The 21151-nt window shown below is 41.4% G+C and carries 15 protein-coding genes; 11 read left to right on the forward strand and 4 right to left on the reverse strand.

Features of this window, described 5'->3' with window-relative positions; all coding sequences use genetic code 11:
* The first annotated feature begins 36 nt into the window (after positions 1 to 36).
* Positions 37 to 870 carry a hypothetical protein gene (locus NSTC745_RS14935; RefSeq protein WP_445637831.1) on the forward strand — a complete coding sequence of 278 codons (834 nt, stop codon included), beginning with the start codon at positions 37 to 39 and terminating at the stop codon, positions 868 to 870.
* 57 nt (positions 871 to 927) lie between these two features.
* Complete coding sequence (locus NSTC745_RS14940) at positions 928 to 1710, forward strand: RDD family protein (protein WP_445637832.1); 783 nt, start codon at positions 928 to 930, stop codon at positions 1708 to 1710.
* A 233-nt stretch (positions 1711 to 1943) separates the two neighbouring features.
* Here the strand turns inward: NSTC745_RS14940 and NSTC745_RS14945 are convergent, their stop codons facing one another.
* Complete coding sequence (locus NSTC745_RS14945; RefSeq protein ID WP_445637833.1) at positions 1944 to 4835, reverse strand: GAF domain-containing protein; 2892 nt, start codon at positions 4833 to 4835, stop codon at positions 1944 to 1946.
* A 591-nt stretch (positions 4836 to 5426) separates the two neighbouring features.
* On the opposite strand from NSTC745_RS14945, the gene NSTC745_RS14950 reads away from it, so the two are divergent.
* The 3 genes from NSTC745_RS14950 to NSTC745_RS14960 all read left to right on the forward strand — a co-directional run bounded on the left by NSTC745_RS14950 (position 5427) and on the right by NSTC745_RS14960 (position 12244).
* Entirely contained in the window at positions 5427 to 7952 is a 2526-nt protein-coding gene (locus tag NSTC745_RS14950; protein WP_445637834.1) for a proteasome protein, read from the forward strand.
* A gap of 84 nt (positions 7953 to 8036) precedes the next feature.
* Positions 8037 to 11009, forward strand: coding sequence for a molecular chaperone (locus tag NSTC745_RS14955; protein ID WP_445637835.1), 2973 nt, complete (start codon positions 8037 to 8039; stop codon positions 11007 to 11009).
* A gap of 128 nt (positions 11010 to 11137) precedes the next feature.
* Complete coding sequence (locus tag NSTC745_RS14960) at positions 11138 to 12244, forward strand: hypothetical protein (RefSeq protein ID WP_445637836.1); 1107 nt, start codon at positions 11138 to 11140, stop codon at positions 12242 to 12244.
* Positions 12245 to 12309: 65 nt separating this feature from the next.
* Here NSTC745_RS14960 and NSTC745_RS14965 read toward each other — a convergent pair whose 3' ends face one another.
* Together NSTC745_RS14965 and NSTC745_RS14970 are read right to left on the reverse strand one after the other, a co-directional pair.
* Positions 12310 to 12489 carry a high light inducible protein gene (locus NSTC745_RS14965; RefSeq protein ID WP_445637837.1) on the reverse strand — a complete coding sequence of 60 codons (180 nt, stop codon included), beginning with the start codon at positions 12487 to 12489 and terminating at the stop codon, positions 12310 to 12312.
* Positions 12490 to 12673: 184 nt separating this feature from the next.
* Positions 12674 to 13399: a cytochrome b/b6 domain-containing protein gene (locus tag NSTC745_RS14970; protein WP_445637838.1), complete on the reverse strand. Its 726-nt coding sequence runs from the start codon at positions 13397 to 13399 to the stop codon at positions 12674 to 12676.
* A gap of 167 nt (positions 13400 to 13566) precedes the next feature.
* Between NSTC745_RS14970 and NSTC745_RS14975 the strand changes: the two genes are divergently transcribed.
* The gene (locus NSTC745_RS14975) at positions 13567 to 14448 is read left to right on the forward strand and encodes a DNA adenine methylase (RefSeq protein WP_445637839.1); all 882 of its coding nucleotides are present in this window, start codon (positions 13567 to 13569) and stop codon (positions 14446 to 14448) included.
* A 90-nt stretch (positions 14449 to 14538) separates the two neighbouring features.
* Complete coding sequence (gene trpD / locus NSTC745_RS14980; RefSeq protein ID WP_445637840.1) at positions 14539 to 15669, forward strand: anthranilate phosphoribosyltransferase; 1131 nt, start codon at positions 14539 to 14541, stop codon at positions 15667 to 15669.
* Here the strand turns inward: trpD and NSTC745_RS14985 are convergent.
* Positions 15599 to 16651, reverse strand: a complete 1053-nt coding sequence (locus NSTC745_RS14985; RefSeq protein ID WP_445637841.1) for a retropepsin-like aspartic protease family protein — start codon at positions 16649 to 16651, stop codon at positions 15599 to 15601. The genes trpD and NSTC745_RS14985 overlap by 71 nt on opposite strands.
* 247 nt (positions 16652 to 16898) lie before the next feature.
* On the opposite strand from NSTC745_RS14985, the gene carA reads away from it, so the two are divergent.
* The 4 genes from carA to rlmB all read left to right on the forward strand — a co-directional run bounded on the left by carA (position 16899) and on the right by rlmB (position 21086).
* The gene (gene carA, locus NSTC745_RS14990; RefSeq protein ID WP_445637842.1) at positions 16899 to 18056 is read left to right on the forward strand and encodes a glutamine-hydrolyzing carbamoyl-phosphate synthase small subunit; all 1158 of its coding nucleotides are present in this window, start codon (positions 16899 to 16901) and stop codon (positions 18054 to 18056) included.
* Between the two features lie 281 nt (positions 18057 to 18337).
* Positions 18338 to 18682, forward strand: coding sequence for an STAS domain-containing protein (locus NSTC745_RS14995; protein WP_445637843.1), 345 nt, complete (start codon positions 18338 to 18340; stop codon positions 18680 to 18682).
* Between the two features lie 848 nt (positions 18683 to 19530).
* Complete coding sequence (locus NSTC745_RS15000; protein WP_445637844.1) at positions 19531 to 20010, forward strand: Mini-ribonuclease 3; 480 nt, start codon at positions 19531 to 19533, stop codon at positions 20008 to 20010.
* Between the two features lie 98 nt (positions 20011 to 20108).
* A complete protein-coding gene (gene rlmB, locus NSTC745_RS15005; RefSeq protein ID WP_445637845.1) occupies positions 20109 to 21086 on the forward strand; it encodes a 23S rRNA (guanosine(2251)-2'-O)-methyltransferase RlmB in 978 nt (325 codons plus the stop codon).
* The last annotated feature ends 65 nt before the right edge of the window (positions 21087 to 21151 follow it).

A 21151-nucleotide genomic window follows, 5' to 3' on the forward strand; every position in this document is an offset into this window, starting at 1 on the left:
AAATTCAGATCCGTACTTTCAAGGGAATTTGGTATTATGTCTGAAAATTTTGGATCTCCCGGACACATACAACCACTGAGTGTCGGTAACGTTGTCAGTGCTGCGGTGCGGCTGTATCGTTCTCATCTTAAGAGTTATCTTAATTTAGCTGCGATCGCTCACTTATGGATTTTAGTCCCGATCTATGGCTGGGCGAAATATGCTGCGATTTCTGGATTAATTTCACGCTTGGCTTTTGGAGAATTGGTTTACCAGCCTGAAAGTATCCAAAGCGCCAACAATCACATCAATCCGCGTTTGTGGTCATTTTTCAGAGTTGCTTTCCAAGTAGGGATATCTTTACTGATCGTTTATTTTGGGTTGGCGATCGTTGGTGGTATCTTCGCTGCTTTGATTGGGGTAGTATTCGGAGGAATATTAGGCAGTTCAGCCGTTGTAGTCGTAACTACATTGGCGATCGTTGTCACAGTAGGGATTGTGCTTTTAGGACTAACGTGGTTTTACTCGCGTTGGATTGTTGCTGAAGTCCCCCTAGCAGTTGAAGAAAATATTAATGGAGGCCAAAGTGTTGATAGAAGTTGGGAGTTAACTAAAGCTTCAGTATTTCGCATTCAAGGCGTAGTATTAGTTGCTTTTTTGGTGACGCTACCAATAGTATTTGTGTTTAACTATATACCCAGCTTGTTCCTTTTAAGACTTGAGCAAGGTACTGCTATTTACTCACTTGTGTATTTTATTTCTTGGATTGGTAGCTTAATAGGCGGAGTTTTTGTGATGCCATTCTGGCAAGCACTAAAGGCTGTTTTGTATTTTGACTTGCGTAGTCGGCGTGAAGGTTTGGGTTTGCAATTACGACAACCTCCTTTGTAGGATTTTTGTTAACTCAATACCTGAATTCAACTTTATTAGTTTTTCATTACTTCAAATATGCGCTTTTTTAATCGCATCTCATTCCAGACTCCAGAAAGTGTAGAACTGGAATTTACTTTAGCAGGAATCGGCAATCGAGCTTTAGCATTGCTGATTGACTATACAGTGTTGGGTATAAGTTTGCTGTTGTTTGTATTAGCCTGGACTTTTTTCTCAACACAACTGTACAATTTTCTCGAAGATTTAGTTACAAATCCTCGAAATATAGGACTTTGGTTATTAGCGATTTTCTTCTTTATTGCCTTTGCAATTTATATCGGCTATTTCGTATTTTTTGAAACCTTATGGTTTGGACAAACTCCTGGTAAACGCATCGCTAAAATTCGCGTGGTTAGAGATGATGGTAGACTCATCGGGTTACAACAAGCAACATTGCGTGCTTTGCTGCGACCATTTGATGAAACTTTCTTTATTGGCGCTTTTTTAATTATGTTGGGCAACCGCGAAAAGCGTTTGGGCGATTTGGCTGCTGGTACAATTGTGATTCAAGCCGAACCAAATGCTGCATCTGCTTTCACAATTTCAGAACAGGCAAAGATACTCCACGACCAATTACTACAAACTGCCAACTTATCCCAATTATTACCTGATGATTTTGCAGTGATTCGTGAATATTTACAGCGACGTGGTGCAATGTCATTAAAAGCAAGAGCATCGCTATCTTTAAACTTAGCCGAGCAAGTTAAATCTATTATTAATTTAGAAAAATTGCCAGAAAATTTTACACCTGATGTATTTTTAGAAGCTATTTATCTTGTTTATCAACAGCAGGAATTTTAAGGAAGAACTTTGGTGAGGTACAGATTTCCGTAGGGGCTTTACAGCTGTAAAGCCCCTACCCGCGTACTTTGTTTATCTGAAAAACGCTGTAAATAATCCCTCCAACTCCTGTAAATTTGCAGTTGTTGGAGGGGCGTTCAAATGTTGCAGCAAAAAGTGAATTGATATCAGTTAACAACTAATAGGTTAAGTTTTGGTTAATTTAAGATTAAAAATTGTATTAGCGATCGCCCTTACTGATTTAGCGGAATCACGATCGCAAACTCAGCACCTTCTCCTGGTGCTGAAATACACTCAAGTTTTCCAGAGTGTTTTTTCACAACTATTTGGTAACTAATTGATAACCCCATACCAGTGCCTTTACCTACAGGTTTAGTAGTGAAAAAGGGATCGAATAAGCGTTTGCATACTTTTTCGCTCATTCCTAACCCATTGTCGGCAATGCGAATTATTACAGAATTTTGATCGATGTAAGTACGGATGCGAATTTTCGGTATTGGACATTGGGCGCTTGTACCGATCTCATCTTCCCATCCCCCTATCCCCCCATCTCCCCATACTTCGGCTCCGCTCAGTACAAGTCTCCCCACTCCCTCTTCTAATGCATCGATCGCATTTGTCAGCAGATTCATAAATACTTGATTCATTTGTCCGGCGTGACACACTACTCGTGGCAGGTTGCCGTACTCTTTAATTAGTTGGATTTCGGGATGTCCTGGTTTTGCTTTCAAGCGATTTTGTAGTAGTAGCAAAGTGTTATCCAAACCTTCATGGATGTCCACTGGTTTCATGCCGTCTTCATCAAGGCGAGAAAAATTGCGTAAAGATAAGACAATCTGGCGAATGCGTTCGGAACCCATGTTGATAGAATTGAGGACTTTGGGCAAGTCTTGTTTGAGAAAGTCTAAATCAATGGCGTGGATTTGTTGGTGAATTTCTGGCGCGGGTGGGCAGTAATGCTGTTGATAACGTTCTATTAAGTGCAGCAAATCTTCGATATATCCACTGGCGTGGCTAATATTGCCATAGATAAAATTGACGGGATTATTGATTTCGTGGGCAATTCCCGCTACCAGCTGTCCCAAACTAGACATTTTTTCAGTTTGAATCAGTTGCGCTTGGGTATTTTGAAGTTCTAGCAGTGCTGCTTCTAGTTGCTGGGCTTTGTCTTGGGCAGTTTGGGCGGCGATGCGACTTTGAGTATAAAGTTTGGCTTGGTCGATGGCGATCGCTATTTGATCTGTAACTGCTTGGAGTAATTCTATTTCGTTGTCTAGCCAAGGCCGAAAGCCATTACAATAACCACAGCTAAAGGCGCCAATTTCCCCAGATTGGGTATGTACGGGCAACGACATAAAAGCAGTAAAGCCGAAATCGTTCAAAAATTCCCGTGTAATGCCATGACCCACTGTTTTAACATCATCGATGCGGATCATTTCTCTGTTCAAAGTTTTGCTGGCAATGAGTTCGATTTCTGCATTATTTCCTTGGTCGTTCAGCAGACATGGTAAAAACGAACTTTTAGCCTCATACACTCTTTCCCAGTAGGGGATTTCAGCGTTTTGTCGATACCAAAAGAAGGCACAACGATCTATTTGAAATAAGTTGTGAATCTCCCGCACTGCGGTTTCCACAATGTAATTGAGATCTAAAGAAGCTCGAATTTGGCTAGAAAGGCGATTGAGTAATCTTTCCCGCCGGACGCTTTCTCGAAGTGCGATTTCTGTTTGTTTGCGTTTGATGCCAATGGCAATCTCTTGGGCGGCAAATTCCAGTGCTTTAAAAGTTGATTCTGTGACTGCTTGGCGGGAAAACATCGCTATCACCCCTACAGTTTCACCTTCAACAATCAGAGGATAGCCAGCAAAAGCAACCATACCTTCTCGCTGCGCCCACTCTTTGTTATTCACGCGGGGATCTGTCTGTACGGAGTTAGTTAGGTGGGGTTTGCCTTGTTGGGCAATCAAACCAATCTTGAGTTCGCCAACACGGACGCGTCTATGAGGTCCATTAATATGGGTGTAAATTCCAGAACTGACTTGCAACTCTAGTACATTTTCCCGTTTATTAAGCGTCCAAATCCGAGCAAAGGCCACATTCAGATGTTGAACTAAAGCCTCTGTGCAGCGACGCATCATGTTTTCTAAAGTGTTACCCTGGGTGAGGGCTGCGTCTACATCTGCACGAAAATTTGCTAAACGGGCGCGTTCTGCCAGCGTTTCTTCTGCTTGTTTGCGGTCAGTGGTGTCGTAGCAAATGCCAACGAAGCTCAAAACATTACCGTTGGCGTCTCTAGTAGCAGATGAGTTGCTTGTGTGCCATCGCCAACTGCCGTTTTTGTGTTTTATCCGATATTCAATTGCATCTTGTTTTTCGCCTGTTGCCACAACTCGTTGCAAATATTCTGCACACATAGACAAATCGTCAGGATGTACAAACAGACTAAAGGATTTGCCTTCCACCTCGGCAACTTCATATCCTAAAATATCAGTCCAGTTCGGAGAAACGTAGGAAAATATTCCCTCAGGGGTCAGCGCAAAAAGAATGTTATTAGCATTCTCAATAATCGTGCGAAACTGGGTATCTCTTTTGAGGGATGCAGCTTGTACTTTGTCTTGGTTTTCCCGGACAAGAACTATAATTTGCTGCTCTGGTAATGGTAAGAATCTAGCTTCAAAGTTACCATTTACTACTGTGTATTCAAAACTAACTTCACATTGACTTGCAAGTACTTGGGTGATTGCTTGTTGAAAGCGATCGCCTACAGCAATCGGTAAGCATTCTCGCAAACTCTTGCCGCGTTCAACTCCTTGTGCAATATAGAAATTTGGCATTTTTACCGGTCGATAATCCAGGATGGTTCCATCAGCATCAACACGAAAATAAAAATCAGGAATTACTTGCAAAATCGCTGCACATTCTGATGTCTTTTGGCGCAACTGTAGTTCAAATTTTTGGCGTTTTACAGTTTCGTTTGCCAGCCGCCTTAATACTTTTGTTAATTCTCTCGCTTGTGTTTTTTCTGTAAATTGACTTTGTTTTTTAAAAAATTTCTCGTCTTGTTGTATCTTTTGTTTATCAAGGTTGATTTGGTTAATGTAATTTTGGACTTTTCTAGAAAACACTTTTGCCTGCCTGCTCTGCCTAAATTATTAAAGTAAAATCTCTGAAATTAGATTTGTTAAAAAATGTGTATAATATTTTTATCTCAGCCTGGTAATTATCTTAATACTTTATTTCTTTTTAGATATGCATCAATTCCTCTTTTTGTGTAAATAAATTGGAGAAATGCTGAAGTTTTGATTAAGATGAACTTCACCATTTTTATTCAAACAGAAAATTTATACACTTCAGTAAAATTACTTAAATATATTTTTTCCTTAAAATCATCGATAAATTTATACTGATTATCTAATTTAATGGCTGAAAATCTGAATTAGCTTTACTTGGCTGTGTTTAGATCCCCGACTTCTTAAAGAAGTTGGGGATCTGACTTTTCACGAATTATTCACAACTGCTATATGAGGCGATTATGTCTTCATCAAAAGTTCACAAACTTCAAGATTTCCTATATCAAAGCAAAGAGTAGGGAGTGTGGGGAAAAAAATAATAATTCAATCAACAGCCTTAATATCAGTCTGTTGTATAGCTCCTTGGCGATCGCATTTTATATGTTATAAAGCTCAGAGAAATTTATGTTAGGCGGAAACTACTCTATGGAACCAGACAAACTGGCTAGTTTTAAAGAGTACAGTGAATTCATCCTCCGGAAGATAGATTCTGTACCTGAATACCCTTCACAACAAGAAGATTGGGTTCCGGCTAGCCTTGATGATTGTCTCCGTCGTCTGCGGGAAGCTGCCGAAAAAACTGTAGATCTTGCCACTTCGCCTGTGAAAATTGGTGTGATGGGGGAATTCAGTAGCGGCAAAACTTTACTTTTAGGCAGCTTGATTGGATATGCAGATGCTTTACCAGTCAGTGAAAACCCGACTACAGGTAATGTCACTGCCTTACACATCATACCCCAAGATGGTTTTGCAACTACACAACTCAGTAATTTTACAGTAGAATATCTCTCCCATGAAGGAGTACACGAGTGTCTGCGTTTCATGCTGGGGGAAGCCAATAAACGGACAACAGCAGCGGGGCTTCCTCCCATCCCAGTGTCGAAGCTCAATTCTGGCAAAGATATTATTGATTGGTGTGAGGACGCATGGAACAGTTCTAATAATTTAGAATTACGGTATTTACTCAGAGAGTTAGTATTATTCCTGCGGGCTTATCAAGCGTATGGCGAAGTAATGTGTAGTGGGCGCTACCAGATTGATGCTACCACCGCCCGCGAAGGGTTACAGCTAGTGGAACAGCCAATGGCTATCCAGACTCTCAAATTTGAAGATTTACCGCCAGCACATATTCGATTACCGAGTCCACCCCAGAGGCTACCAACGAAATTATTACAAAACAGCTTTCCACTAATTCGTCGCGTAGATATTGATGTCAAAATCTCACGGGAAATTTGGGATGTTACGGGTGCTGCTAAATTTATTCTCATCGATTTTCCCGGATTGGGAGCTGCTAATTCGGGTGCTAGAGATACGTTTTTGTCACTGCGAGAATTGGCAGAAGTACAGACAATTTTAGTACTGCTAAATGGTAAATCTCCAGGAAGCGATCGCGCTAATAAAATCTTTACCATGATGCAGCAGCAGCGACCTGGACAAGATCTCAAAGATTTAATTCTCGTTGGTGTGGGTCGCTTCGATCAACTACCTTTAGAGAGTGAGGGAGGTGAAAGAGAACTCGATCGCTTAACTGAAGATAGGGATTTGCACGAAGAAATTGTTTTGCAAAAACTCAAAGTTCTGCAAACAACTATTGATGGTGCAAAGGCATTTACAACTCAAAAAGACCGCATTGTTTTACTGTCGCCACTGTTAGGACTGGCTGATTTAGCGAAACGTTCAACTAAAGTCAAAGCAGGTTCGTCAGAGTTTTTAACTAACTTGGATTATCCCGATTACTTAGACAGATCTAAACGGCTACAAGAAAAATGGGGACGCTTAAGCCAACAGCTTTTAGACTCTGATACTCGCAGCTATTTGGGCAGACAATTAGGTTACTTTGCTCAAGATGGTAGCCTTGCAAAGCTACGAGAATTGATTCAAAATCACGTCGCTACTCATGGTCTTAAGCAATTGTATGAAGATACTAAAAGGGCTGCTGATGTAGTTAGCCGACAACAAGATCATTTGAAAGATATCATAGATGAAATTCACGAGCAAGGCATCCCTACAGGAGATAGCCCCGCTTTTATCGAGTTGCGGTTTGTGGTGGAAAATTTAGATAAAATCTACAGAAATTTTCAAAAAAATTTAGCTAAAGAACCACTTAAAGACCGACGCGGTGTAGTTGTTAGCGATATAGTTAAAGACGAACTTACCTTTAAAATAATTAATTGGAATCAGTGGACTTTACTCTTTAATAAAGTCAACAATGGTAGCATCGCCCTCACTGAATCTAAAGGTGCAGCAGGTAAATTATTTGATAGAGGAAACCGTCTGAATAGTTCTCTACCGACAAAGAGCGATGATTTTTATCCAATATTTGAAAAAACCGTTAAAGAAGTAGAAGAATTTGCCCGCGATCGCATTCGTCAGGCTGTGATAGATTTGTTGAATCAATTATCAAATCAGGTAGCCCCAGAACGCGACCAATTGAAAGCAATTCTTAACCCAGAAATGGAACAAGAAATCGAATCCAAATTTGGTGTGGAAGAAGCCGACCTGTTTTATAAATTATTACTAGGATGCGACCCTAACGAATGGAAAGAAGCAATCATTTCTGAAATTAGTAACAATGACAAAACTGTTGCACCCGAAATCATTTTTCCCCTAGCGCGTCAAGACGATAAACACAACGTTGGTCAAATCTTTGATTGGGCACCAGAAAAAAGCCAAGGCTTGGCTAGATCTAGCAATCACCAACTTTTAGTCCTGCGACTGCGAGATGAAATTACTGCTTGTGCCAGCCTTCATCTCGTGCAGTATGTTAGTGAAATAAATCAGCAAATTAATTCGGAACTAGAAGGCATTTTGGATCGAATTATTCCGAGTTTGCAAAACCTCTCCAAAAAAGAAGCATTACTGAGATATTTAACAGCTGGTGACATGGCATCTGAGGTAGCAGTTCCTACTTGGTTGCAGCTGCTTTCAGATATTGCTGCTGTTTCTTATTAATATTTTGGACTGAGAATTTGCAATGCTTTTTCAAAGCGATCGCCCTAAATCAAGTCAGCCCTAACAGAATTATTTCATACTAGAATGAACCCTTTTGAATTGAACGATTATACTGCTAAACAACCAAGCGAGAAACAACAAAAAAGATTTCCGGGATGGTTTGCGTTAGATTTTGGTACGTCGAATTCCACAGTTACACTTTTCGATCCCATTGAAGTACCCATCGCGGAAATTTTACCGAAAGAACAAGAAATTCGATTGCGCGATCGCTTATCACAATGGTTGAGTTCTCCCGCTTCTATAGCTTTGCCAGATGTCAGTGATGAGGATTGGGAAAAGTTTATTATTGAAATTAGCAAAAACCTGGAAATAGAACCAAGAAAGTTAAGTGAAGTTTTTGAAACTGATAACAAAGAACGATTTTTAGAAGCGATTCGTCAAATTGAACTTTGTTTAGGAAATAGCGAAAGATTCCGTCGCGCTGTCAGCAAAAAACTCTATCAAATCTATCATGAAGTTTTCCGCGTTCCGACTTTAGAATCGCAAAATCTCATCCCAGTTGTGTTGGATATAGATCGCCGTGAAACAGAAATTCCTAGCGAGTCGGAAATTTCCCATTTAGGCGAATTACAACTGCGGATGGGTAGAGAAGCTAGAGATAATAGAAAAAAAGCGATCGCCCAAGGTACAAGTAGTACTTTAAAAGAAATTATTAGCAGGTTTTATCATTCACCAAAACGCTATTTTGGTCAAGAGCGATCGTTTTCAGTTATTTTGGATGGAAAGGAAGAAATAATTACTGCCAAAGAACTAATTCAATCTGCTTGGGCGCATTTAATAAAGTTAACTGAAGATTACCGCCAAAGGGCGCGACGGAGATTTTCTGAAGGGGATTTGTTAACAGCAGTTGTCACCTATCCAACAGTTGCCCCACCGATTGTTCGCAAGGAAGTTAAAGAATTAGTTGAACAATTAGCCATTGATGATGTCCAAACTGCTTATGATGAAGCTGTATCTGTGGCGATATTCTTTTTGTGGCGAGAATTCGGCGGTAATTTAAATATTGGTATCGAATCATTTAAAACTCGTTGTCGCCAAACTGGAAATAAATGGTCGCAAAATGTTCTCGTTTTGGATATCGGCGGCGGAACCACAGATTTAGCTTTGATTGAGTTAACTTTGTCAGATAAAACGCCAGCTTTTGGTGATTATGAAGACAGAGGTTTGGGAGGACGTTATTATAAACTGACTCCTAAACTATTAGGTTCATCTGGACATTTACAGTTAGGTGGTGAGTTAATTACACTGCGAATTTTTCGACTTTTGAAAGTGGCGATCGCTGACTTTTTATTAACAGCAGTTACCACAGGTGACATCGAAAGCGAAAAGCTAGAAGATTTAATTAATTCTGAGTTAAACGAGCGATTCTTAGAACAAGGTAAATTTAAAACTGGCAGTCTTTTGAAATGTCTGGATAAAGAAAATCCAGAAGGTGATGTTGCTTATAAAGATGCTCTCGATACTGCCGAAAAAGTATTACCTACCCGTTGGCAGCAAGCACCGCAACGCCTACAAACATTTTATCTTCTGTGGGATTATGCAGAAGCAGCTAAACTCAAACTTGGGCAAAAACCACCCACTGATGATTCATTATTAACATTCACACTTTCGGAACAAGAAATTTCTGAACTCCTAAACCAAAGTACCGTTAAATTGCAAGTAAAAGACCCAAATAACATCTGCGTCATCTTAGACAATCATCAATTTGAACGAGCCGCCGTTTCAGGAATTAAAGAAGCGATCGGCATTGCCAAAGGATTGATGGAAAGCCGTTTGCGTCCCGACGATCTTACCAAAGATTCTTGGAATTCTCAAAAAGTGGATTGGTTAATTCTGTCTGGAAAAACCTGTAATCTCGACTTAGTACAGCGGCAAATTTATCAAGAATTTAGTAATTCGCCCTATTTTGTTTGGAATCCAGAACGCATTACTTTTGTCTTGGAATTTACTAAATTAGCGACCTCCGCCGGTGCTTGCTATGCCGAAAAATTACGCAGGTTGAGATTCGATCCAGAAGAATCAAAAACTTTGCTACGTAAGGGAGCCAACCAGCTAGAAATTGATGTCAAAAATCTATTTTATTATTTGCCTTGCAACTTCAAACGTAAAACCCAAAGCAACGATTTATTAACTATATTTAAAGCCGGTCAAGAACTTTATCAACTAGCATCTTGGGAAACTGTCGCCAAAGTTCGTACTCCTTGGCAAGGGATACAATTAACTAATATCATCTACCGCCAAGATTACGAAGAAGGAGATTTACGACTTTGGGGTAGCTTCGATGGCAAAAACCTGATGAATAAATTACGGATAGAAGAATCAGAGTTCCTGAAAAAAGTCAAAATTCAGTTTGAAATCGACCAAACTCTCGAATTTAAGGTGTTGCTTTGTCAGGGAAATCCCCATTACTTAATTGATGTTCCCGGCATTGATTTAAGAGAAGTATTTTCAGACAGTTCAGTGTTATTTGCTGATGGTAAATTGAAGTGGAATATCGCTGTAGAGCGCCCCAATAAAGACTTAAATAACGGTGATATTGCCGTCAATGTCATTGAATCTGCAACTGTGGATCGAGCAGATGCCTATCATTTAGTATTTGAAGTTGGAAATAACGATCGCTCCTTCCACGAATTTCATTACTTGCGTGATGGCGTCACACAACCAGGAATCGGATTAATTAGTAATCCCTTACCTCCCTTCCCGAAAACAGGCCAGCACACTTTCTATGTTTATCAAACAGACGCCGAAACCCAAACAAAAAAATGGATCAGAATTGGCGCACTCAGTAAACCAGACATCACAACAGATTATCCTTGTCAATATCGTGTGACTCTCGATAACCAAGGTATTTTACGGATGCACGCAGGTGAAGTACCTTATTGGACATCAACAAATGAAGAATGTCTTAAAGAAGAAGGATGCGTTTATCTGACTGAATTAGAATTACAGCCTAATGAAGTTGATAAGGAACGCGATCCATTTTGCGGTATACATTAGAATTTATTCGCGCTCCAGACGCAGAGACGCAGAGTTTTTTAGTATCTTACGTCTTAGGTGTGAGATAGAAAAAAGCTCTTTCTCTCCGCGCCTCTGCGCCTCTGCGTGAGATAAAAAAGGTAATATTAATGCACCATTTCCGTCAATTATTAGAACTACAAAACTCACAATTAGCCCAATTATTACGGTTTACTCTTTACGGACTTGAAACTACTTTAAATCAGGCTCGTGCAGAATTTCCGCAAGATCCAGGAGTTAAGTTATGCGATGAGTTGCTGCAAGAACTTCATAACTTATTGCAACCTGCACCTACACCTTTACACCCACATATTGGTTGGGAAGATGTTATACCTTCCCAAAATACATTAAAACTCGATCGTTTAAGAGAAGCTTTTAATTCTGATTTAGAACTTAATTATTATTTGGGTAATTCCCAATTGCAAAGCCAAACTGACCCAGATTTATGGAATGAGATTCAATGCAAGCTGTTGCGAATACCAGAAGATTTAGCTGCATCTTGGCGACAGCGTACTTTAGATATGGCTCAAGAAATTGGCGCGATCGCCGACAATTCTAATCTCTATGAACTTCCTTTTATCCGCGATGAAATTATCTACCCTGGACTTAGCGGTAGCGTTCAAACCCAAGGCTTAAGTTTATCTCAAAAAGCATTTTTAAATTATCAAAATTTGCAAAATAATGAATCCGATTTATCAACAGGATTCTTACTTTTATATACGAAATTTATTGAAATAGAACCAAACTTATATCATGCTTTAAAGAGTGTTTGTAGCTTTGATATCATCTCGCTAAATTCTAAAGCAGAACAACAGAGTCAATATATTAATGCTTTGAGCGATCGCTGTCAACGCACCCAAAAAGCCGAAGAAAGTGCCGATCCCCTGTCTATTTTGCGTGCGTGGATTGACATGGATGAAGCAATACACTCCTTGGTGTTTGTACCACCAGCGGAACGTTATTCCTGGTGGGGTAAACTACAAAACGAATCACGCCGCATCCTCAAGAAAATCGCTGATAAAGCTATTAATGCGGGTCATGAAGTGCGGATTCGCCAATTATCTGGACTTTACGCAGATATCTGCACTTCATCCAAAGATGACTTACAGCTAGATTTTGGCGGTACTCCTGGCGAAGTGTTAACTTGTCTGCGGGTTTATGCGCGAATCAACCACGAAGAATCACCAGGCCGTGTAATATTCCGCTCGTCACGTTAGATACTGGCAATAGTCATTAGTCATCCGTATTTACAAAGGACAAATAACTAATGACTATTGACTAATTATAAAATGCCCCAGAAATGTAAAATCCCTTGACCGGAAAACGCTTCAATGAGAATGGCAGCTAAAAAACCAATCATCGCCAAACGACCATTCCAGTTTTCACTCTGAGGAGTAAAGCCCCAGCGTAAAGCGTTAGGATCTTCCGAAACCGAAGGCACAGTCTTGTTAGCGTCTGACATAATTAACACTCCGAGCTTCTATATTGTAACGGTTTTAAGCTTATGTAAAGTAATGTATCAGATTTTTACGAAATTGCAACATAAACTAAAAAAATCAATCACCTAGTAATATTACGGTTACGTAGTTTTTTGTACTACGGTGGCGATGCCTACGGCAGCAAGTTACGCCTCAATAAAGAATTACTTAAGACTCACCGCCAGGGAAAAATACAGGCAAGACAAAGGCTGTCAGAATTCCACCCAACACAATCACCTCAATAATTCTGAGGTAAAAGTTATTTTGCATAAAATTACTTAACAGCGCACCAAAGTTAGCTGACCTACTCAACCAACCACGGAAACGGCTAGACCATTTTCCAGGACTATCTTCTGGTCGAAACTTCCAGGACAACATCGAGAGTAACAACGGCGCACCACCCACCTTAGTAGACATCAAAACATGAATTGCCACACAGCAAACCATAACAACCCAAGCACTAAGGTGAAGAGAGTACCAAATATGATACAACTCTCCTCTAGGCAGCCACTCTTCCTTCATCATTCTCCCGGAGTTCACAGCCAAAATAGCAGCGATGAGCATGAGAGTGTTTGCCAAACGTTGCAAGCTAACCCACCAAATCGGCTTGCCAACTTGGCTCAATTGCTGTAAAGAATCAGATTGAACAAGGCGCTTTTGTCCAGCATGAAAGCTATAGAGGGCAAAAGCAGGTAGAACAAGCAAGAAGCATAACGCAAAAGTCCCGTGAATGCCTTGAATATCTGGAAATTGAGGAAATGGTATGCTGCCAAAACGGCGATCGTAAGTGTTGTAAACTAGAAATCCAGTAATAATTGCTGCGATAACTAAAATTCCACTCCCGCCATGAAGAATTCGCAATAACAAAGGTTGATAAGGTGCAGAACGAGTCATAAGAATGAACGTTAGTTAGAAGTTAATATTAAAAATTTTAGAGCTTATTAGGATTCCTATTTGATTGACTCAAAAAACCTCCTACAACTAAAAAAGCCTGATTTTCCACTCACTATTTATATAGATAAGTTAAAAATAACAAGCAAATTACTATATAATTTTAGGCTATGCTCAAAAGTCCTCTACGATATCCCGGTGGTAAGTCAAAAGCAATAAATCAAATATTTGAATACTTACCAGAAAATTTTTCTGAATTTCGAGAGCCTTTTGTGGGTGGTGGTTCCGTATTTATCTATTTAAAACAAAAATTTCCCGACCTCAAGATTTGGATTAACGATTTAAACCGCGAACTCTTCTTATTCTGGAAATTTGCCCAAGCTGATATAACTCAGTTAGTTAAAGAGATTCGGCATATTAAAGTCAAACACACGGATGGTAAATTACTCTTTGCAGAATTGACTAGCGTAGATGTCAATAATTTATCTGATTTTGAAAGAGCAGTTCGCTTTTTCGTCCTCAATAGAATTACCTTTTCTGGCACTGTAGAATCAGGCGGTTTTTCCCAAGAAGCTTTTCATAAACGTTTTACTGATTCTTCAATAGAAAGGCTAGAAAAATTAGAACATATTTTGGCAAAAAATGTAACAATTACTAATTTAGATTATAGTTATTTATTAGAAAAAGAAGGCAAACAAGTATTTTTGTTTTTAGATCCGCCATATTTTAGTGCTACTAAATCAAAACTATATGGAAAAGATGGTAACTTGCACACCTCATTTCAACATCAAAGATTTGCCGAACTGTTGCAACAATGTCATCATCCGTGGCTAATCACTTACGACGATTCTCCACAAATTCGAGAAAATTTTCAATGGGGTAATATTTCAGAGTGGCAATTGCAATATGGCATGAATAACTATAAGCAGAGTGGTGCAGCAAAGGGAAAAGAGTTGTTTATTACTAATTACAAACTTCAACTTGATTTAAAGAAAAAATTACAAAATCAGAATCTTATGAATGCGGGTTTGGAGTTAAGCCTCGATCTTTGAATTGAACTTTGATGAAAGCCAATTTTCCGGTAGGATAGCTCCCATGCCCTGCAACGTAGCTACACCCTACAACAGACACAAACCTTAGCTATGACTACTTCCCCAACCCCTACACAAGAATCCTATTATGTTCTGCTGCAACAATTAATAGATGGCCAATCATTGTCGCGTACTCAAGCTGCTGAATTAATGCAAGGTTGGCTTAGTGAAGCCGTTCCTCCAGAGTTATCGGGAGCAATTTTAACAGCACTTAACTTTAAAGGCGTTTCTGCTGACGAGTTAACCGGTATGGCTGAAGTATTACAATCGCAATCAAAGTCGGGGACTGGGGATAAGGGAGATGGGGAGATGGGGAGATGGGAAGATGGGGAGAGAATTTCACCCCACCACCCCACCGCCCCACCCCTCCCACACTCCCAACCCCTTATTGACACCTGCGGCACTGGTGGAGATGGTTCGTCAACTTTTAATATTTCGACAGCGGTTGCTTTTGTTGCCGCCGCTTATGGCGTACCGGTCGCCAAACACGGCAATCGTTCAGCCTCAAGCCTCACCGGCAGCGCCGATGTGTTAGAAGCCTTGGGTGTAAATTTGAGTGCCCCTAGTGAAAAAGTGCAAGCTGCTTTACGGGAAGTAGGGATAACTTTCTTGTTTGCCCCTGGTTGGCATCCGGCACTCAAAGCAGTCGCCTCATTACGCCGGACTCTCAGGGTGCGAACAGTGTTTAATTTATTAGGGCCCTTGGTAAATCCCTTGCATCCAACTGGGCAAGTAGTGGGGTTATTCACACCGAAACTTTTAGCGACGGTTGCCCAAGCTTTACAAAATTTGGGCAAGGAAAAAGCGATTGTGTTACACGGACGAGAAAAACTTGATGAGGCTGGGTTAGGAGATTTAACTGACTTGGCGGCGTTTTCTGAGGGAGAAGTGCAGTTAACTACCATTAATCCTTTAGATTTGAATGTCACGCCTGCCCCCATAGGTATGCTTCGGGGCGGGGATGTGCAAGAGAATGCGGCGATTTTGAAAGCTGTACTCCAAGGTAAGGGAACTCAAGCGCAACAGGATGCAGTCGCTTTAAATGCTTCGTTGGCGCTGCAAGTTGCGGGGGCTGTACCTTTCCTTGATCATGCCCAAGGTATTAAAATCGCTAAGGATATCCTGCAAACTGGGACGGCTTGGACGAAGTTGGAGCAGTTAGTTCAATTTCTGGGGAATTGATTTGCGATCGCAATTGCGGGCGAAACTCTACCACATTACGCTTGATTGTGACATCGTAATTGCCAAAAAAGTCATGTCCTAAAAGTCCGGTTTCGAGTTCCGTACCAGCGATCGCCACAGGCACTCGATTCACTGTCACGCCGCCAAGTGCCATTGACTCAACATAACCCACAGGAAATTCTACAGCTCTAGAACTGGCGGTGTTTGCCTTAGCTCTCCCCACTGGCACTATTCCTAAAGAATCTGCCATGTCTTGGGTGATCACAGTGCCACTGGCTCCTGTATCTACAATCATTTCAAACTTTCGCTGCCCATTGAAAGTAACTTCCACAATTGGCGTACCACCAGCTCGCCTTTTAATTGGGGCTGTAAACACTGGTTGCTCTGGAATCACCACTGCTGACGAAGCTGTTTCTGTTTCTGGTGGTGATAACTGTTTTTGTACCGGAATCGATAGAGGCGAGGTGAACCTTGGTGTAGTAGCTGCTTGGGGAACCACAACTACTATTTTTTGAGGTTCCCTAATTGGCACAGGGCGAGGAGCTGCTTTTTGCTTGGCATAATTGATTTGCCGCTGATATTCTGTGATTTTGGATTGAGCGAAGGCAAACTCTGGGGTTTGTCGCTCTACTTTTTGCATCAGAGCGATCGCATCTTGGTATTGACTCGCCACCAAATTCCAATCATCTGGAGATTGAGCAGATTGGCTGATACTCCAAGCACTGACAGCTTTATCTAACGCCAATTCAAAAACACTAGGTTCGGTTTCAGACGGCTGTGGCGGCTGTGCTTCAGGCGTAGCCGCTGGTGTTGCTGGTTCGGTCGCGGCAGGCTGTACTGATGCCAAATCGCCAATTGTCGCAGGTTGTTCGTTGCCAGTAGTCGTAGTGTTTCGTTTGTCTTCACTACAGGCAACACTCAAAACCGCTAGAGCGCCGAATGCAAAAATTAGGGTTGCGCGGGATAAAAAAGTGGGAAGCATAATTAATATTAACTGCCCAAGCTTATGCAAATCCACTCTTTAAAGATTTTAAGTAAAAGGCAATAGGCAATTTTAATTTTTAATTAACAACCTGAAAACTTTTAATTGCTCAACTTGTGGCACAATCAAAGATTGCAGTCTTCGAGAGTAGGAATAGGAATTAAGAACTAGAGACTAGAGAAAAATTTTCTTTAGTACCCAGTACCCAATCCCCAATCCCCACTCCCCACTCCCCACTCCCCAATCTATGTCCTTGTCTGACGCAATACCAGCTTTACTTGTCTTGGCAGATGGAACCACTTATCGCGGTTGGTCTTTTGGTGCTACGGGAACCGCGATCGGAGAGGTGGTATTCAACACTGGTATGACGGGCTATCAAGAAGTACTGACCGACCCTAGTTACTGCGGTCAGATTGTGATTTTTACTTATCCAGAATTGGGGAATACTGGTATCAACGCTGAAGATGAGGAATCAGAACGCCCGCAAGTGCGGGGTGCGATCGCCCGTAACATTTGTAATCGACCAAGTAACTGGCGATCGACCCAATCCTTACCTGACTACCTCAAACAGCATCAAATACCAGCTATTTATGGCATCGACACCCGCGCCCTCACCCGCAAAATCCGCATCTTCGGAGCCATGAACGGCGGCATTTCCACAGCCATTCTGGATGAAGCAGAATTGCTAGAGCAGGTGCAGGCAGCTCCGAACATGACAGGATTGAATCTGGTTCGGGAAGTGACTACGCCAAAAACTTATGAATGGTCAGATCCCACAATTCCGGCTTGGGAATTCAACCCAGAAACTACCAACAATATTGAGCAACCCTTTACGGTTGTTGCCCTTGACTTTGGCATCAAACGCAATATTTTGCGCCGCCTAGCAAGTTATGGTTGTCGGGTGATTGTTGTACCTGCCGATACGCCACCAGAGGAAATTCTCAACTACAATCCTGATGGTGTGTTTCTTTCTAATGGCCCTGGCGATCCTGCTGCCGTCACCGAAGGAATTGCAACTGCCAAAGCGCTACTGACGAGTCAAAAACCCATCTTTGGGATTTGTATGGGACATCAAATTTTGGGTCATGCCCTGGGAGCAGAAACCTATAAACTCAAATTTGGTCACCGCGGTTTGAATCAGCCTGCCGGCCTACAACAAAGGGTAGAAATTACCAGCCAAAACCATAGTTTTGCGATCGATCCAGATTCTCTACCCGCAACAGTTGTGGAAGTTAGCCACCTGAATTTAAACGATCGCACCGTTGCCGGGGTACGTCACAAATCCCTACCTGTATTCTCTGTACAATATCACCCAGAGGCTAGTCCTGGCCCTCACGATGCTGATTACTTGTTTGAGCAATTTGTTCAAGCCATGCGAACAGCACGTCAAGGTGATGGGAACTAGGGAATGGGGACTGGGGAGATGGGGAGCAGAGGAGCAGGGGAGGCAGGGGAGATGAGGGGATAGGGAAGTGTGGGGAGTGTGGGGAGTGTGGGGGGAAAGATTTCTTCCCCATCCTCCCACACCTCCCACACCTCCCACCCCTCCCACACTTCCTGCTTGCCCCATACCCCAATCCCCAATGCTCCAGTAGATTGTAGACAACACGCTCAAAAACCATCTATACTTGAGCGTTCACTTTAACTTATGAGGAGGGAATTATTGCTGAGCCACTGAATCTAACCGTGAGCCTGAGGGGCACTCGTGAAGTCCGGGATAACTGTCAGCTATTCCGCCTCACAGGTTTGTTAGATGCCTTTTCTGAGCCGACATTTCGCAAGGTACTTGAGGGCAAGATTGATGAAGGTCCTAAGCATATTATTTTGGATCTCTCACAAATCGACTTTATTGATAGCTCTGGCTTGGGTGCTTTGGTGCAAGCAGCCAAGAAGGCTCAAAACGCTAATGGCACTTTGCAAATTGTCACGAATGCTCGCGTCACTCAAACCGTCAAGCTTGTTCGCTTAGAGAAGTTTCTCTCCCTGCAACAAACAGTTGAAGCGGCTCTAGAAAACGTCAAGCAGTCTTGATTGCTCGACCTCTTGAGATTAACTTGGCTATTCAGATTCAAGATCGGATAGCTGAATTTTTAAAACTTCTGGCAAAACCTCTCTCCTTGTGGGAGAGGCGCTCAGCCAGTTGAGTTATTATATTTAAAACTAACCAAGCTAAAGATATCAAGACCCAAACAATTATTAGATTTTGGATTTGTTGACCTTACTAAGGGCAGTGCATATAGTTTGCTTGTTTGCAAGACTACTAAAGTAGTTTTTAATCTAAAATCTAAAGTTTAAAATTAGCACGTCAATTTTCAGAAGACGTTTGTCAAGTATAAATGTTTAGCTCGATCCTCCTTAACACCCATTGAAAAGTAGGTAAATAAACTTCAAACTCTACCTAAAAGAGGGAGATTTAGACAGATTCTCTAAGTTCTTTGCGTATCATCAAAAACTTTTCGAGTATTCTCTTAGAGATATGACTGTTCGCTAGGATATTCGATAAAAATCAAAACCAGAGAAATCAAGACATAAAAGGAAACCGATTAATCTGGATATAAACTTGACTCGATACTGTATAATTAGAGATTAAGTCCCTACTTAGTAAACATAGCAATTTAGCCAACTTCAACGCGAGCTACTAGATCGAAATTTTCTCTCATGATAAGTAAATCCAGACCGCAATAAGTACGCAAAATTACCTTGGCAGATGTTGAAATCAGGGTAATCTAAAATGCCAAGTTTTAATCAAAAAGATAAAATTTAGTAAGTATTTCTGATAGTGTTGATTATGCTAGGTATACTATGATGGCATACTTCAGAAAAATCACTCTTTGCGAAGAATGCCTGCACAATTGAGCTAGTCAAGGAATGATTTATTTGTGAAGTCAAAGGAAGAAGGGTTATTAAATGGACAAGATGAAGCTGCAAAACAGAGTTTATCTTGGACTCAAGCACTGTTGTTAACCACAGTGCCTTTATCCCAACAGATTTCTTTTTCACAAGTACAAGAAATTTCTCCCTCTGCTTTAGCTTATTTGGGGGATGCAATCTATGAACTTTATGTTAGAATGTTCTATCTACTGCCACTACAGCGGGCAAACACTTACCATAGTCTGGTAGTGGCACAGGTAAGAGCGGAAACACAAGCGCTACATTTGCGATCGCTGACTCCTCATCTGAGGGACACCGAATTAGAAATTGTCCGCCGCGGTCGAAACGCTGCTACAGGACGCCCTAAGCGACTCGATCCCGAAATATATCAACAGGCTACTAGTCTAGAAACCTTAATTGGCTACCTATATCTCACTGATTACCAGCGCCTAACCGAACTGTTGGAGATACTCCATCTAGAGAAATAGTGAAACTTAAATTTCACAATTATCAAAACAGTAGAGTAGGTCTGGTAAATTGTTGAGGCGACCGGGATGCCCACCATACGCTATATCCTAAAACTAAGATGTCAAATAAACCAAGAAAAATCAAGACTTCTAGCGAACCAAATCGGGGGCAACCCGTAAAACTTCAGGGAAAGCGTGTTATTACCAATCCAATTCGCAATCCCAGAAAGAAAATAGATATCAACCCGATTTCCGCTAATTCCCGTCCACAAAATAGCAACTTCTCCCATCCGTCTCTACCTGCAAAAACAACAGAAGAGAGCGATTTAATCTACGGCCGTCATCCAGTATTGAGTGCGTTGCAAAGTCAGCGCGGTCTCAACCGCATCTGGATTACTAGCCGTCTGCGCTACGATCCCAACTTTCACCCTTTGCTTTTGCAAGCCAAAGAAAATGGCACGGTGATTGACGAAGTTGAACCCAAGCGTTTAGACCAAATTACCAATCATTCTAATCATCAAGGTGTAGCGGCTCAAATTTCTCCTTACACTTATATTGAATTGCCCGATCTCATTGAAAAAGCAAAATCTGTCACCGATCCCGTAATTGTTGTGGCTGATGGAATTACCGATCCCCACAACTTGGGGGCAATTATTCGCACTGCTGAGGCAATTGGCGCTCAAGGATTAGTTATACCCCAAAGAAGAGCTTCTGGGATCACTTCCACTGTTGTCAAAGTTGCGGCAGGTGCTTTAGAAAACTTCTCTGTAGCCAGAGTTGTTAACCTCAGCCGCGCCTTAGAAGAATTAAAAACAGCTGGATTTTGGATTTACGGCACTGCTGCCACCGGTAGCGAACCCTTACACACAGTCAATTTCAGCGGCCCCATCGCTTTGGTAATTGGCTCTGAAGGTGAAGGTCTGAGTATGCTAACTCAACGTTCCTGCGATGTCTTAGTATCAATCCCCTTACAAGGTAAGACACCTAGCCTCAATGCCTCGGTAGCAGCCGGGATGGCACTCTATGAAATTTATCGCCAGCGATCGCTAAATACGTTGCATTTAGAGAAATTACAAAAAATCTCTTTGAAAAAATAGCAGTAAAAGAGTATAAAGAAATGTAAATGATAATAAAGTAACATATCCCTTAACACCCTGTAGCA

The organism is Nostoc sp. DSM 114161, from assembly GCF_052692665.1.

Bases quoted from the DNA above. Each gene is read 5' to 3' on its own strand.
- NSTC745_RS14935 (WP_445637831.1), top strand. From the start codon at position 37: ATGTCTGAAAATTTTGGATCTCCCGGACACATACAACCACTGAGTGTC.
- NSTC745_RS14940 (WP_445637832.1), top strand. From the start codon at position 928: ATGCGCTTTTTTAATCGCATCTCATTCCAGACTCCAGAAAGTGTAGAA.
- NSTC745_RS14950 (WP_445637834.1), top strand. From the start codon at position 5,427: ATGGAACCAGACAAACTGGCTAGTTTTAAAGAGTACAGTGAATTCATC.
- NSTC745_RS14955 (WP_445637835.1), top strand. From the start codon at position 8,037: ATGAACCCTTTTGAATTGAACGATTATACTGCTAAACAACCAAGCGAG.
- NSTC745_RS14960 (WP_445637836.1), top strand. From the start codon at position 11,138: ATGCACCATTTCCGTCAATTATTAGAACTACAAAACTCACAATTAGCC.
- NSTC745_RS14965 (WP_445637837.1), bottom strand. From the start codon at position 12,489: ATGTCAGACGCTAACAAGACTGTGCCTTCGGTTTCGGAAGATCCTAAC.
- NSTC745_RS14970 (WP_445637838.1), bottom strand. From the start codon at position 13,399: ATGACTCGTTCTGCACCTTATCAACCTTTGTTATTGCGAATTCTTCAT.
- NSTC745_RS14975 (WP_445637839.1), top strand. From the start codon at position 13,567: ATGCTCAAAAGTCCTCTACGATATCCCGGTGGTAAGTCAAAAGCAATA.
- trpD (WP_445637840.1), top strand. From the start codon at position 14,539: ATGACTACTTCCCCAACCCCTACACAAGAATCCTATTATGTTCTGCTG.
- NSTC745_RS14985 (WP_445637841.1), bottom strand. From the start codon at position 16,651: ATGCTTCCCACTTTTTTATCCCGCGCAACCCTAATTTTTGCATTCGGC.
- carA (WP_445637842.1), top strand. From the start codon at position 16,899: ATGTCCTTGTCTGACGCAATACCAGCTTTACTTGTCTTGGCAGATGGA.
- rlmB (WP_445637845.1), top strand. From the start codon at position 20,109: ATGTCAAATAAACCAAGAAAAATCAAGACTTCTAGCGAACCAAATCGG.